This window comes from Streptomyces sp. NPDC006925 (assembly GCF_042869575.1).
In the GTDB taxonomy this organism is placed as follows: Bacteria; Actinomycetota; Actinomycetes; order Streptomycetales; family Streptomycetaceae; genus Streptomyces.
This window is the reverse complement of the sequence record NZ_JBIAGB010000004.1, coordinates 89,923-102,258: the sequence shown is the minus strand read 5'-3', so window position 1 is coordinate 102,258 and position 12,336 is coordinate 89,923. Positions and strand designations below refer to the sequence as shown.

At 70.1% G+C, this 12,336-nt stretch carries 15 protein-coding genes; 7 read left to right on the top strand and 8 right to left on the bottom strand.

Translation table 11 applies throughout. From position 1 onward, the window contains the following. Nucleotides 1-15 precede the first annotated feature (15 nt). Entirely contained in the window at nt 16-420 is a 405-nt protein-coding gene (locus ACFYNS_RS08010; protein ID WP_164181797.1) for a hypothetical protein, read from the top strand. A gap of 71 nt (nt 421-491) precedes the next feature. Here ACFYNS_RS08010 and ACFYNS_RS08005 read toward each other — a convergent pair whose 3' ends face one another. From ACFYNS_RS08005 to ACFYNS_RS07985, 5 genes are all read right to left on the bottom strand, one after another. Beyond that, the gene (locus ACFYNS_RS08005) at nt 492-725 is read right to left on the bottom strand and encodes a hypothetical protein (RefSeq protein WP_164181798.1); all 234 of its coding nucleotides are present in this window, start codon (nt 723-725) and stop codon (nt 492-494) included. A 31-nt stretch (nt 726-756) separates the two neighbouring features. Then, the gene (locus ACFYNS_RS08000) at nt 757-993 is read right to left on the bottom strand and encodes a MarR family transcriptional regulator (protein WP_164181800.1); all 237 of its coding nucleotides are present in this window, start codon (nt 991-993) and stop codon (nt 757-759) included. Between the two features lie 102 nt (nt 994-1,095). After that, the gene (locus tag ACFYNS_RS07995) at nt 1,096-1,425 is read right to left on the bottom strand and encodes an esterase (protein ID WP_358721316.1); all 330 of its coding nucleotides are present in this window, start codon (nt 1,423-1,425) and stop codon (nt 1,096-1,098) included. An 88-nt stretch (nt 1,426-1,513) separates the two neighbouring features. Next, a complete protein-coding gene (locus ACFYNS_RS07990; protein ID WP_164181802.1) occupies nt 1,514-1,726 on the bottom strand; it encodes a hypothetical protein in 213 nt (70 codons plus the stop codon). Nucleotides 1,727-1,814: 88 nt separating this feature from the next. Then, nucleotides 1,815-2,162 carry a DUF317 domain-containing protein gene (locus ACFYNS_RS07985; protein WP_164181804.1) on the bottom strand — a complete coding sequence of 116 codons (348 nt, stop codon included), beginning with the start codon at nt 2,160-2,162 and terminating at the stop codon, nt 1,815-1,817. 219 nt (nt 2,163-2,381) lie between these two features. Between ACFYNS_RS07985 and ACFYNS_RS07980 the strand changes: the two genes are divergently transcribed. Then, a complete protein-coding gene (locus ACFYNS_RS07980; protein ID WP_164181806.1) occupies nt 2,382-2,645 on the top strand; it encodes a hypothetical protein in 264 nt (87 codons plus the stop codon). A gap of 4 nt (nt 2,646-2,649) precedes the next feature. Here the strand turns inward: ACFYNS_RS07980 and ACFYNS_RS07975 are convergent, their stop codons facing one another. The 3 genes from ACFYNS_RS07975 to ACFYNS_RS07965 form a co-directional block, all read right to left on the bottom strand. Continuing rightward, complete coding sequence (locus tag ACFYNS_RS07975) at nt 2,650-3,138, bottom strand: hypothetical protein (protein ID WP_164181808.1); 489 nt, start codon at nt 3,136-3,138, stop codon at nt 2,650-2,652. 615 nt (nt 3,139-3,753) lie between these two features. Then, the gene (locus ACFYNS_RS07970) at nt 3,754-5,109 is read right to left on the bottom strand and encodes an MFS transporter (RefSeq protein WP_164181810.1); all 1,356 of its coding nucleotides are present in this window, start codon (nt 5,107-5,109) and stop codon (nt 3,754-3,756) included. Nucleotides 5,110-5,349: 240 nt separating this feature from the next. Beyond that, nucleotides 5,350-6,408: a LacI family DNA-binding transcriptional regulator gene (locus ACFYNS_RS07965; RefSeq protein WP_388601535.1), complete on the bottom strand. Its 1,059-nt coding sequence runs from the start codon at nt 6,406-6,408 to the stop codon at nt 5,350-5,352. A gap of 162 nt (nt 6,409-6,570) precedes the next feature. Here ACFYNS_RS07965 and ACFYNS_RS07960 point away from each other — a divergent pair, with 162 nt between their 5' ends. Genes ACFYNS_RS07960 through ACFYNS_RS07940 form a run of 5 tightly spaced genes read left to right on the top strand, consistent with a single transcriptional unit; the run spans nt 6,571 to nt 12,332 of the window. Further along, nucleotides 6,571-7,860 (top strand): ABC transporter substrate-binding protein, encoded by a 1,290-nt coding sequence (locus ACFYNS_RS07960; RefSeq protein ID WP_164181813.1) that lies wholly within the window; start codon nt 6,571-6,573, stop codon nt 7,858-7,860. After that, on the top strand, nt 7,857-8,852 hold the full coding sequence (locus ACFYNS_RS07955; RefSeq protein WP_388601533.1) for a carbohydrate ABC transporter permease: 996 nt from the start codon (nt 7,857-7,859) through the stop codon (nt 8,850-8,852). The genes ACFYNS_RS07960 and ACFYNS_RS07955 overlap by 4 nt, the downstream gene beginning before the upstream one ends. Then, nucleotides 8,842-9,768 (top strand): carbohydrate ABC transporter permease, encoded by a 927-nt coding sequence (locus tag ACFYNS_RS07950; protein WP_234353213.1) that lies wholly within the window; start codon nt 8,842-8,844, stop codon nt 9,766-9,768. The genes ACFYNS_RS07955 and ACFYNS_RS07950 overlap by 11 nt, the downstream gene beginning before the upstream one ends. A gap of 54 nt (nt 9,769-9,822) precedes the next feature. Further along, entirely contained in the window at nt 9,823-10,590 is a 768-nt protein-coding gene (locus ACFYNS_RS07945) for an SDR family NAD(P)-dependent oxidoreductase (protein ID WP_388601531.1), read from the top strand. Then, on the top strand, nt 10,578-12,332 hold the full coding sequence (locus ACFYNS_RS07940) for a heparinase II/III family protein (protein WP_388601530.1): 1,755 nt from the start codon (nt 10,578-10,580) through the stop codon (nt 12,330-12,332). Before ACFYNS_RS07945 ends, ACFYNS_RS07940 begins: the two co-directional genes overlap by 13 nt. Nucleotides 12,333-12,336 lie beyond the last annotated feature (4 nt).

The following is a 12,336-nucleotide window of genomic DNA, read 5'->3' as shown; positions in this document are numbered from 1 at the left end:
ACCGACAACCGGGAGATGATGTTCGTGCTCAGAACCACCACCCGCACCACGGAGCCGGCACCCGTCCTGCCCGTCGTCCCCACTGGTACCGACCCCCTGCTGCAGCTCCAGGCCGAGACGCGGTCGGCCGACGGCCCCGGGGCAATCCGCTGCGTCGGCCACTCACGCGAACTCGCTCTCGGCGGCATGCCCGTGATGTGCTCCGCCTGCCGTGCCCGACGCGACTGGCTGCTCATCAACCACGGGCGCAACGTCTGGGTCCGCTGCCGGTGCGGCAACCAGTGGCTCGAGCCCGAGATCGGCCGCGCCGACTTCGATGCCCTGGTCGGCGGCCCGCACGGGACGACCTACCCGAGTGTCGAGGCGGGCTTGACCGCGCTCGGGTTCGACGGCGTATTTGCCGGCATCTACCTGGAGTAGGCGAGCACCAGACGGAACGCCGAAGGGCGCCACCGGCATGTCGGTGGCGCCCTTCGGCGTGCAGGTGAGGTTCAGCCGCGTGCGCTGTCCTTCGCCAGCACACCCCGGAAGTCGCACCCCGGGCATTCGTCTTCACCCTGGACGTGTCCCTCGTACCAGCCGTGGACCGCCGCACGCAGGATGGCCTCCTCCACGGTGGCCTCGCCGCTACGGACTGACTCGATGGCTCCGCCGACGATCAACCCGAGTACGGCGTTGTTGGTCGAGGGGAACGGGGGCGAGGGCATCTGCGAGTCGGGCGTCATGCCCGCAGCCTACGGGCGAGCACCCGCTCGGTCAGTCGGTCGACGTGGTCGCCTGTCGGGGGGAGCTGTGCAGGTCGCTGCGAAATCCCCGGCCGACCGGCCTCCAGTTCTGGAACGTGGACGGCTTCCAGCGGGGACGGTCCGGAACGCTGTCGTCGTCGGGCGAGGGCAGGCTGCCCCGGCTCTTGCGGCTGCGGGTCGCGCCGACGCTGATACCCAGGTGGGCGGCGACCTCTGGGTATTCCCAGAGCCTCTGGTCGTCGGCCATGGTGTCCTCCTTCGTCGGGTCGAGCGTACGGAACGAACGGGTGGACGCACGACGAGGCCGCCCCAGCCTGAGCGGCGTGGGGCGGCCTTCGGCGGTCCTCGGTCAGACTCCGGAGAGCCGGTTGGAGAGTTCGAGGGCGTCGGTCGCGCATGAGAGGGCGGCGCACAGGCCGGTCACCTCGTACAGGGTCGGACGGATCAGGCGCGGCCAGTCGTCCGGGGCGGCGGGCCAGGAACCGAGGAGTACCTCGGCCGTGGTCAGCCCCAGGTACGCCGTGACGTCCCAGCCGCTGCGCGAGGCGGGCTCCCAGCGCAGCCGGATGCGCCCGAGGGGAAGTTGGGGGGACTTGGCGGCGAGCCAGGTGACGTCGAGGGGGCCGTCGGGGCGGGTGGAGATGCGCTGGAGAAGCGCGCTGTGCACGCCGAACGGCATGCGGCGCACGGCGACATCGTGCAGCGCGAGACGAGGTGCGGGGCGCGAGAGCGACGAGATGGAAGCCTCCGTGGTGGTAGGGAAGCGATCAAGCCCAGGTGAGGGCGTCGCGCGCCCCTACCGGGAGGTAGTCCTCCTGACCGTCATCGGCGATGTACGCCTTGCCGTCGCGGACGACGACCTCGGCCCCCACGAAGTGGGCGAAGGGGAAGTCCGGGTTGACGGCGAGACGGACAGGCAGGTGGGGGTCGAGTTCCTGGAGCTGACGGACCAAATGGCCGACGGTCAGATACTGAGGCAAGGGAAACTCCGAGAGCAGTGGGGGACGGGGCCGGAACCAGCGCGGTGTACGGGGCGGGCCGTCGTCGGCCCGCCTCGTGGTCCGGCGGTCAGCGCGAGGAGTGGGTGACGAGGGCGGCGAGAAATCCGGCGACAGCCTCGGAAGGGGTGTGGACGCCGAACTCCTGGACCCATACCTCGCCGTCGGCGGGCAACACCTGGACGCGCCAGACGATCTCGCGCGCCCAGGCGGAGGGGTCTTCGGGAAGCCAGCCGACGTAGACGCCGCCTTCCGGGCTGGTCATGTGAATGTTGGCCTCCGGGGTCTCGGCGATCGTCCAGCCGAGACCGTCCAAGAGGTCGAGCACCGGAGCGGCGCAGTGGTCTGAGGAGAGCCATTGGCGGTCTTCCACGGCGGGGCGGACGACGGCGGGCAGGAGGGTGGCAGAGGCGTTCACGGTTGGACGATCCCTTCATTGACCTGCGGGTTTTTCCCAACACCCGTACGTTGGCATGCGGCATGCCGAAGTGCGTAGTCGTTTCCCGGGGATGCCGTCTGCCGTGGGCGAACTGGAGACCACAGCGGAGCGGTCGACTGGCCGGGAATGGATCTGCGACCGCGGTTGTCGTACCTGGGTTGCGGTGAGGGACCGCAGGTCGGTGAAGGGGAGCAGGGGATGGCCGAGGCGAGCAGACACTGGGACGGCGCCGGACTGGAACGCAAGATCCGCGCCGCAGGACGGCCCTGGACCGTGGGCGACATCGCGATGGTCGCCGATGGCCAGTGGGGAGTCGGCGCACAGCCCGACCGGTGGCCGGACGAGGAGACGGTGGAGCACCGGGTCGCCGAAGGCCGGCGCGTGGAGCTGACGGTGGAGGAGCTGGCCCGCGCGGTGGGCCCCCGGGCCGAAGAGGGCCACCGCGACGAGAATCGGAGCTAAGCCTTCAACGTCGGGGCCCCGTTGTGGGCGCTGACGGCCCTACGACCGCCGCCGGAGAGGACGGTTCGGGCGCGGCCCCCGGGGCGTGCCGCGTCTTCCCGGAGCGGGCGACAGTGGCCTGAGCCAGCCGAACCGCCGGTGCCTCAACCTCGGGTGCGGTGGCCCCCCGGGCCTCCACCACGCGCCGGGTCGCCTGGAGATACGCACGGCTCTCCGCGTGGGCGACGCGGAGCTTGACCGCCGTTTCGGTGATCCGGTCGAGTTCGTAGGGGTCAGGCACGTACCCATGCCGGGACAGGGCGTGAAGACGGTCCTGGTGAACGGTAACCGCGCTGTCCGTGATGGCCAGGGCTGCGCGGGTGTGCATGGCGCAGTGCAGGAGCGGGTCCTCGCTGGGGCGGCGGACCCCCAGGACCTCAAGAGCTTCGATGGGCTGGCCCCAGGCGTTCTCGATCATGGCCGTGGCCTGGTCGAGCATGGTGGTGGTGGGCATGGTGGAACTCCTGTTGGGCGGGGACGGTCGCGAGTGGAGTGCGGCCTTGGGTGGGAGTCAGCGTCCGCGCCGGGGCGTCGGCGAGCTGGCCGGCAGCCGGGCAGAGGTCGCGGGCGCGGGGTGTCCCGTCCGTTTCTGCGCCGCCCCGTGGAGCGGCTCTGCGCCGCCATCACCCGGAGGTCGGCTGCTGAGTGGTGCGTGCCGTCGCTCAAGCACGGAGAGCGAAGGCACGGGAGTTGGTCAAGCGGCTCTCGGCCGGAGGGCGAGTTCGGTTCGCGGACTCGAGCGACGACGCGGTCGCGGAGTGGCGGCGCGTCGTCGACTACGCGAAGCAGTACAGCATGCAGCCGAAAAGACGCCGCATCGAGAAGGTTCCGTACGGTGGGCGCGGGCTGGAGTACGTCCTTGCCGAGGGCCCGCATCCCAACGCGCGCAGTCAGCGACCTCGACCGACGACGAGCAGTTCAGTTCCCGTGCCCGTGCGGGTACGAAATGCGCTACGGCCTGACGGTCCAGCATGGCGCCCACGTGGGACGCCGTGCGGCGCGACGGCGACGCCTGGGGCGTGACCGAAGGCGATCCGACCGGCATCCGCCCCGCCGGGGCGGATGCCGGTCACGGACGCGTGTCCGCTCTCCCGTCCGCCTCTCGGGGCACGACTCGTATCCGTGGGACGTGGCGGCTCCAGCCGACCGCGAGCCGATGGCCGCCGGCTCTGACCAGGAGGAGGCCGGTCGCCGTCGCGGTGACAGCCGCCACCGTGCCCGCCGCCGCGAGGCCGGACCGGGCGCCGTATGTGTCGGTGATCAGGCCGACGACCGGAGCGCCGAGAGGCGCGCCGCCGAGGAGGACCATCATGTACAGCGCGGTGACCCGCCCGCGGAAGGTCGGGGCGGTCGAGGTCTGCATGGTGGCGTTGGTGGTGACGTTGACGACCATGGCGAACAGGCCCATGGGGATCATGAGCAGCGCGAAGCTCCACAAGGTCGGTGCCACGGCGGCCACGGTCTGCAGCGCGCCGAAGGCCAGTGCGGCGAGGAAGGGCAGCCGCCGCCGCGCTCTCTCGTGTCGGGCGGCGAGCAGCGCGCCTGCCAGGGAGCCCGCCGCGACCAGGGTGTTGAAGAGGCTGAATGCGCCCGCCCCGGCGTGGAACACGTCGTCGGCGAAGGCGGAGAGGTGGACGGGGAAGTTGAGGGCGAAGGTCCCGAAGAAGCCGACGAGAACGATGGGCCAGACCAGGTCGGGGCGACCGGCGACGTACCGCAGGCCCTCCCGGAGCTGCCCCTTTCCGTGCGGGGCGCGCTCGACCGCGTGCAGTTCGCGGCGCCGCATCAGCGTCATGCAGGCCAGCGGCGCGGCGAAGGAGACGCCGTTGAGGAGGAACGCCCAGCCCGTGCCGATGCCCGTGATCAGCAGGCCTGCGACGGCCGGACCGATCAGTCGGGCGGACTGGAAGTTCGCGGAGTTGAGGCCGACCGCGTTCCGCAGCAGTTCCGGGCCGACCAGCTCGGAGAGGAAGGACTGGCGCGCGGGGTTGTCGAGCACGGTCGCGAGGCCCACGGCGAAGGCGGCGGCGTACACGTGCCAGACGTGGACCCGGTCGGTCAGGGTGAGGACGGCGAGCGCGAGCGCGGTGAGGGCCATGGCCACCTGGGTGGCGACGAGTATGGGGCGTTTGGGCAGGCGGTCGACGAGAACGCCGCCGTACAGGCCGCAGAGCAGCAGGGGCAGGAACTGCAGGGCGGTGGTGATGCCGACGGCGGTCGATGAGCCGGTGAGACTGAGGACTAGCCAGTCCTGGGCGATGCGCTGCATCCAGGTGCCGTTGTTGGAGACGACCTGGCCGAGGAAGAACAGCCGGTAGTTCCTCACCTTCAGTGAGGACAGCATAGGGGCCTTGGCGGAGAGGGGGCGGGACGGAGGACGTGGGTCGGGTGTGGGGGCGGAACCGGTTCCGGGTTCCGTAGTCAATCGGGTTCGCCTCCTGGTCGTCGTCCGATGGGCGCCGGGCGGGGCTTCAGGGCACGGCTCCCGGCGCCACCGGGGGCGCCGGCGGTTTGCCCTCGACAAGCGCCGGGGCGGCCGTGACCGCCCGTCGACCGTCAGCGCGTCAGTCTGTCGGCACCTCGACGCGAGGGGCGGGCCTGTTGCTTGAGCGGGTGCGGTGATGAAGAGCCCAGGTCCGGGTCGTGGCGAGAAGAAGCGGTACGGCTACGCGACCGGGAACATCGCGGGCGCCGAGGTCGAGTCGCGGACCACCAGGGTCGGCCGGTGCAGGATCGACTGACCGGTCTCCCCGTCACCATCCATGACCTGGCGCAACCTGGCGAACGCGGTGGCCGCCATCTCCTCCACCGGCTGCCGCACCGTCGTGAGCGCGGGCATGGCCATGCCCGCGAGCATGATGTCGTCGTAACCGGTCACGGAGACGTCGCGGCCGACCGCCAGGCCCGCCTCCCTGGCGCCCGCGATGACGCCGAGCGCGCACATGTCGTTGATGGCGACGATCGCGGTCGGCGGCCGGGGCACAGAGAGGATCTCAAGCGCGGCGACACGTCCGAGTTCGGCGGCGTCCCGGTCGTCGAAGTCGACCGTGTCGGCTCCCGACCACACGAGGCCGGCCGACCGGGGGAGACCGGCGGCGTCGAGGGCCTGCCGGAAACCGTTGTAGCGCTCGGCCCGGTTGACGCTTCCGATCGAACCCGACACGAAGGCCAGGCGCGTGTGGCCCAGGGCCAGCAGGTGCTCCGTCGCCAGGCGCATGCCGAGAACGTTGTCGGTCCCGATGTTCACCGTGCGGTGCGGATCACCGGGCTGCGCGGTGCGGTCGAAGGCCACGAGTCCCAGTCCGGCCTCCACGGTGGGCTTCACGTGGTCGAGCGAGGGCAGGGACGAGCACAGGACGACCCCGCCGATGCCGTCGCCCCAGAGCTCCTCCACGTAGCGACGCTCCCGCTCCGGGTCTCGCTCGCTGTTGCACAGGAGCATGTAGAAACCCTCTGCCAGCGCTGCTGCTTCGAGATGCCGGGCGAATGTGCCCCAGAAGGGATTGGCCACCGACGGCACGATGAGGCCGAGCATCTGGATCCGTCCGGTGCGCAGCTGCTGGGCGGCGCGGTTGGGGCGGTAGCCGAGGCGGCGGATCGCCGACTCCACCCGGGACCGTGTCTCGGGCAGCATCTTGCCCTTCCGGCCGTTGAGCAGGTTGGAGACCGTGCTCGGGGAGACCCCCGCTTCCTGTGCCACCTGGTAGATCGTTACCCCGGCCACTGACCCCACTCCCTATGAATCGGAAACCAAATGTTTCCGCTGTGTTGACAGCCCGTACTGCCGTTCCTAGTCTCGTGCATCGAAACACCAGTAAATCGATGCACTACTCAAAACGCAAGTTCGTCACCCGCTCAGTACGTACCTTTCAGCCGGGAGTCTCCTATGCGCCCACGTACGTCGCCCCTCTCCAGAAGAAGACTCCTCGGACTGGGTGCCGCGGCCGCGGCAGGCGCCGCGCTGTCCGCGTGCGGCGGTCCCGCACCTCAGGAGAAGGGAGGCGGTGACGCCTCTCTGCGGCTGCTCACCCCGATCTTCGACCGGGCGGACGGGCAGAAGTTGCTCACCTCGCTGCTCGCGGACTTCAAGAAGGACCACCCGGGTGTCAGGGTCCAGGTGGACTACACGGAGTACGGAAAGCTCAACGAGAAGCTCGCCACGTCGATCGTGGGGGGACAGCCCTACGACGTCATGCTGATGGGTGTCGGCTGGATCCCGCCCTTCGTCGAGAAGGGTGTGCTCGCCGATCTCGGGGCGCGTCAGTCCGAGCTGGACCGCCTGTACAACCCGCGTGTGGTGCAGCCCGGGATCTACGAGGGCAAGACGTACGCCCGCCCCATCCTGCTCGACACCCGGATGGGCATCTACCGCAAGGACATCCTGGCCGAGGCGGGGATCGACGCGCCGCCGAAAGATCTGACCGAGCTGAAGGAGATGGGCAAGGAGCTGACCGTCCGTAAGGGCGGCAAGCTGACACGGGCCGGCGTGGACATCCTCAGCAACGACCTGCGCCAGACCTACCTTCCCGTCATGTGGGCGCACGGCGCCGACCTGTTCGCCGATGGCAAGCCCGTCTTCGACTCGGACGAGGCCGTGGACGCCCTCCAGTGGATGGTCGACATCATCCGCACGGAGAAGATCGAGGACTACGGCTTCACCCAGAAGGGAGCGGTCGTCGCGCCCCTCGTCCAGGGCCGGGCGGCCATGATGGTCGGCCACAACGACATGTGGCGGCAGGTCTCCGAGAGTGCGCCGGAGCTGATCGCCGAGGACAAGATCGCCGGGTTCATGCTGAAGCAGCAGCGTCCGGCGCTGTTCCAGGGTGGCACGCTGGCCACTCTGTCGGCGAAGACGCGGTATCCCGAGCAGGCCAAGGCCCTGGTGGAGTTCCTGTCGGGGGAGAAGGTGTCGCCGCAGGCGGCCGAGCAGCGCGGCAACATCCCCGCGGTCCTCAGTGCGGCGGACTCCGACTACGTGCGGAGCAACAAGCTCGTCTCGTTCGCGGTGGACAACCTGGACCACGCCTTCTCCGAGGGCGGGGTGCCGACCTGGCTGGAGATCCGTGAGGAGTTCAAGCCGGCTCTGGAGAGCGCCCTGCTCGGCAAGTCCAGCCCGGCCGACGCCCTGCGGGGACTGGCCGAGAAGGCCGAGGCCATCATCGCCAAGGGGGCGTGACCCTGGTGCCCAGCCATCCGGCCGTGGAGACGGCAACTCGACGCCCCGAAGTGCATCGATACACCGGATCGTCGGGATCGCCGCGGCGCGGCGACCGGCCCCGGCGCGTAAAGAAGTTCGGGCACGAACGACGCCGGGTGGCCCTCCTCCTGCTGGCGCCCTCGGTCATCCATCTCGTGTGGTGGATCGGCATCCCGGTCGTGGCCACCTTCGCGCTGGCGTTCACCGACTACGACATCCTCGCGGGCACGGTCACCTTCAACGGTCTGGACAACTTCCAGGAGATCTTCAGCGACCCGACCTGGAACTCGTCCATCTGGCACACCGTCGTCTTCACCTTCTTCACCGTGCCGGTGGCCATGGCGATCGCGGTCGTCCTGGCGCTCCTGCTCAACGTGAAGATGCGAGGGTCGGCCTGGTACCGGACGGCGGTCTTCATGCCGCACGTCACCGCGACCGTGGCGATCGCCCTGGTGTGGATGTGGATGTTCGAACCCCGGCTCGGTGTCGTGAACACGATGCTCGGCTGGGTCGGCATCGACGGGCCGGTGTGGCTGGCCGACCCGGACTGGGCGCTGACCGCCGTGATCGTGGTGAGCATCTGGAAGGGCATCGGCATCAAGATGCTCATCTACCTGGCCGCCCTGCAGGCCATGCCGGACGACGTGTACGAGGCGGCGAGGATCGACGGCGCCTCACAGGTGCGGCAGTTCTTCTCCATCACCCTGCCGCTGCTGAAACCGGCGACGTTCTTCGTCCTGGTGGTGTCGATCATCGACTCCTTCCAGGCGTTCGACCAGCTGTACGTGCTGACGCCCGACGGAGGGCCCGGCAACTCGACCACGGTCATGACGTACGAGATCTACCGCACGGCGTTCAAGGAGTTCAACATGGGTGCGGCCTGCGCTCAGAGCGTGGTGCTGTTCGCCTTCCTGCTGGTGCTCATGCTGATCAGCCGACGTCTCACCGGGAAGGAAGACGATGTCCGCTGAGAAGCTCTCCGCCGGCGCCGCAACCGCGGTGCCGCCGCGTACGAGCAGACCCCTGCTCGCCCGGCGACTGCGACGCGTGGCGCTGCACCTGGTGCTCGGCACGGTGTCGTTGGCGATGGCCATCCCCTTTCTGTGGATGATCATCACATCGCTCAAGACCGATCCCGACCTGGCCTCCTACCCCCCTGGGCTGCTGCCCCGGATCTGGGACTGGGACAACTACCCGGAGGCCCTGGAGTACGCCCCCTTCGGTACCTACTTCCGCAACAGCCTGTTCATCTCGCTCGGGCACACCGCGCTCAATCTGGCTCTGGCGTCCATGGCCGGATACGCCCTGGCCCGCATCCCGTTCCGGGGCAGCACCGTGGTCTTCATGGGCGTCCTGGCCACCATGATGATTCCGACCTACACCAAGATCGTGCCCCAGTACCTGATCGCCAAGGGCATCCCGTTCTTCGGCGGCAACGACTATCTGGGCAGGGGCGGCCACGGCTGGCTCGACTCGTGGTGGGGTCTCATCGTTCCCGGCGCACTCACTCCTTTCGCCATCTTCCTCTTCCGGCAGTTCTACCTCTCGCTGCCACGCGAACTGGAGGAGGCCGCCCGCATCGACGGCATGGGGGAGTTCGGCATCTACGCCCGGGTGATGACACCCCTGGTCAAGCCGGCCATCGCCACCGTCGGCCTGCTCACCTTCGAGAGCAGCTGGAACAACTTCCTGTGGCCCCTGATCATCACGACCGACACCGACCTGCGCGTCATCCAGGTGGGACTCTCCGCCTTCCAGCAGGCCGACCAGAACGCCTGGGCCTACATGATGGCCGGCACGACGCTCGCCACGGTCCCGATGGTGGCGCTGTTCCTGCTCGCCCAGCGGTACTTCGTACAGGGCTTCGCCAACTCCGGCATCAAATAGGCCCCTTGCTCAACGCGACACATCAGATCCGACAGACCAACCGGAGAACTCCTCATGCCTTTTGACCTCACGGGGCGCCGTGCGCTCGTCACCGGCGCCGGGCACGGCATCGGCGCGGCCGTCGCGCTCGGCCTGGCCCGGGCGGGCGCCGACGTGATCGTTCACCACGGTCACTCAGCCGATGCCGCCCAGCGCGTCGTGGCCGACATCAGCGCGCTCGGACGGAAGTCCACCGCCGTCGCCGCGGACGTCACGGACGCGACGGCTGTCGAACGCCTGGTCGACGAGAGCGTCGCCTTCCTCGGCGGCCTCGACATCGTCGTCGCCAACGCCGGGCATCTCGTCGGACGGGTCCCCGTCTCCGACATGACCGAGGAACACTTCCGCAGCGTGATCGACGTCAATCTCGTCTCCGCGTTCCGTACCTGCCGGGCCGCGCTGCCGCACGTGCGGGATGCCGGGCGCGCGGGACGGATCATCCTGATGGCCTCGCAGGCGGCCCACGACGGCGGCGGTCCCGGCGCGACCGCCTACGCGGCGGCCAAGGCCGGAGTGGTCGGCTTCGCCAAGGGGCTGGCCAAGGAGGTAGGCGGCTCCGGGGTGACGGTCAACTGCCTAGCTCCCGGCTACATCGGCGACACCGCCTTCCACGGCACGTTCACCGCGCCCGAGGCCCGCCGCGGCATTGTGGAGAAGCTGCCCATCGGCCGGGCGGGCACCGTGGAGGACGTCGCGGGCACGGCCGTCTACCTGGCCTCGGACGAGGCCGGATATGTGACCGGCGCCACCTTCGACATCGGCGGCGGCGCATGGCCGCGCTGACTGTCCCGTCGGAGCCCGGTGGGTGGTGGCACGCCTACGTCTGCCCGGCCCACGGCGTGGAGCTCGACCACGGCGACCTGCTCGGTGGTGCCTTCCCCGGCGGCGGGGCCGCCTGCCGGTACGGCTGCCGTCTGGGTACGGACGCCATACGGGGTGCGTGGACCGTACTGGCGCATCAGGAGGCCGCCCGGTGCCTGCGGCACTTGGCATCCGGCCCGCCCGACGAACGTCGAGAGGCCGTGGCGGTGCTGTGCGAGTACGCGGAGCTCTACGCCGGTCTGCCCGGCACGCACACGGGCGGCGACGACTGGATGCTGCGCGGACGCCTCTTCCACCAGGCGCTGACCGAGGCCATCTGGGCCGTCAACATCGCCCACGCGGTACGCACGCTGGCGGAGGACCCCGACGGCCCCGGACTGGACGAATTCGTCCCCTTCCTCGAATCGCTCCGGGAAGCGGCGGGAGCAGCGCGGGCCGAGCTCCTGCGGAAGGGAGAGGCCCGTTCGAACTACACCGCCTGGCTGGCAGCCGCGGAGATCACCTGCCGCTGCGCGGCCGATCTGATCACCGGGGCGGAGCCCGACGCGATCGGTCTCGCCCAGGAGTACGGTCTCGCCGCCCACATGCGGACAGCGGTCCACCGGGACGGCTGGGAGTGGGAGGCAAGCACCTACTACCACCTGTTCGTCCTGCACGCCTATCTGCTCGCGCTGCGTGGCGCCCGCCCGGAGCAGCTGCCCGCCGACATCGCGAACGTACTGGGCGCGATGGTCTCGGCGCTCGGCGGCATCGCCGCTCCGGACGGCACCCTGCCGGCCCTGCACGACGGCCCCTACCGGCGCGAGGCACAGGCGGCCGAGATCAGGGAGGTGGCGGCGCTCGCCGCCCAACTGTTCGCGGACGCCCCGCTGAAGGCCGTCGCCCAGGCAGCCGAACGCGACTCGACCGCTGCACTCCCCGCGGACCTCGACGGGTGGTTCACCGGCGTCCCGCTCCCCGCGCCGCCGCCGCGGCACACCTTCCCCGACGCCGGGTTCGCGGTCTTCCGCTCCGCGGGCGTCCACGCCCTGCTGGACGCCGGACCGCACGGCGGCGGACACGGGCACCAGGACAAGCTGGCGCTCTATCTGTACGGGGACGACGGCACCGCCTGGCAACCGGACCCCGGACAGGTCCCGTATGCCCACCGGAACCTGCGCGCGTACTACGCGAGCACGGCGGCCCACCCCACCTTCCGGGTCGACGAGACGGAACAGCGCCCCTGCGACGCCGTCCTCGACGGCGACACCGGACGGTGCGAGCAGGCGTACGACGGGGTCACGGCGACACGGCGCGTCGTCACCGACCGGCGCTACCTGCTCGACATCCTCGTCCTCGAGGCCGCCACCGAGCGCCGGCTCACCGCCCAGCTGCGTCCGGGCACCGATCTCGACGTCGTGGCCCAGGGCCCCGACCGGGCACGCACGGTCTGGGGCGACGGCGAGTCCGCCGTCCTGACGGGCTGCCACGCCTCGCGTCCACAGGCGGAGTTCACCGTCGTCGCCCACCCCGGGCCCGCCGACGATCCGGCGCGGACCAGGCAGGGCGTCGACTGGTCCCTCACTGGCCGACGCGCCGTGTTCGTGTCCGTCTACCAGTCCGCCGAGACGGCGCCACCCGTCCGCCGGGTGAGCCTGTCCGAACAGACCGTCCACATCGATCTGGCCGACGGAACCGTCGCCACCCATCCCATCGGAGCGTGAGAAC

Bases quoted from the DNA above. Each gene is read 5' to 3' on its own strand.
- ACFYNS_RS08000 (WP_164181800.1), bottom strand. From the start codon at position 993: ATGGCCGACGACCAGAGGCTCTGGGAATACCCAGAGGTCGCCGCCCAC.
- ACFYNS_RS07975 (WP_164181808.1), bottom strand. From the start codon at position 3,138: ATGCCCACCACCACCATGCTCGACCAGGCCACGGCCATGATCGAGAAC.
- ACFYNS_RS07960 (WP_164181813.1), top strand. From the start codon at position 6,571: ATGCGCCCACGTACGTCGCCCCTCTCCAGAAGAAGACTCCTCGGACTG.
- ACFYNS_RS07995 (WP_358721316.1), bottom strand. From the start codon at position 1,425: ATGCCGTTCGGCGTGCACAGCGCGCTTCTCCAGCGCATCTCCACCCGC.
- ACFYNS_RS07945 (WP_388601531.1), top strand. From the start codon at position 9,823: ATGCCTTTTGACCTCACGGGGCGCCGTGCGCTCGTCACCGGCGCCGGG.
- ACFYNS_RS07940 (WP_388601530.1), top strand. From the start codon at position 10,578: ATGGCCGCGCTGACTGTCCCGTCGGAGCCCGGTGGGTGGTGGCACGCC.
- ACFYNS_RS08010 (WP_164181797.1), top strand. From the start codon at position 16: ATGATGTTCGTGCTCAGAACCACCACCCGCACCACGGAGCCGGCACCC.
- ACFYNS_RS07950 (WP_234353213.1), top strand. From the start codon at position 8,842: ATGTCCGCTGAGAAGCTCTCCGCCGGCGCCGCAACCGCGGTGCCGCCG.
- ACFYNS_RS07980 (WP_164181806.1), top strand. From the start codon at position 2,382: ATGGCCGAGGCGAGCAGACACTGGGACGGCGCCGGACTGGAACGCAAG.
- ACFYNS_RS08005 (WP_164181798.1), bottom strand. From the start codon at position 725: ATGACGCCCGACTCGCAGATGCCCTCGCCCCCGTTCCCCTCGACCAAC.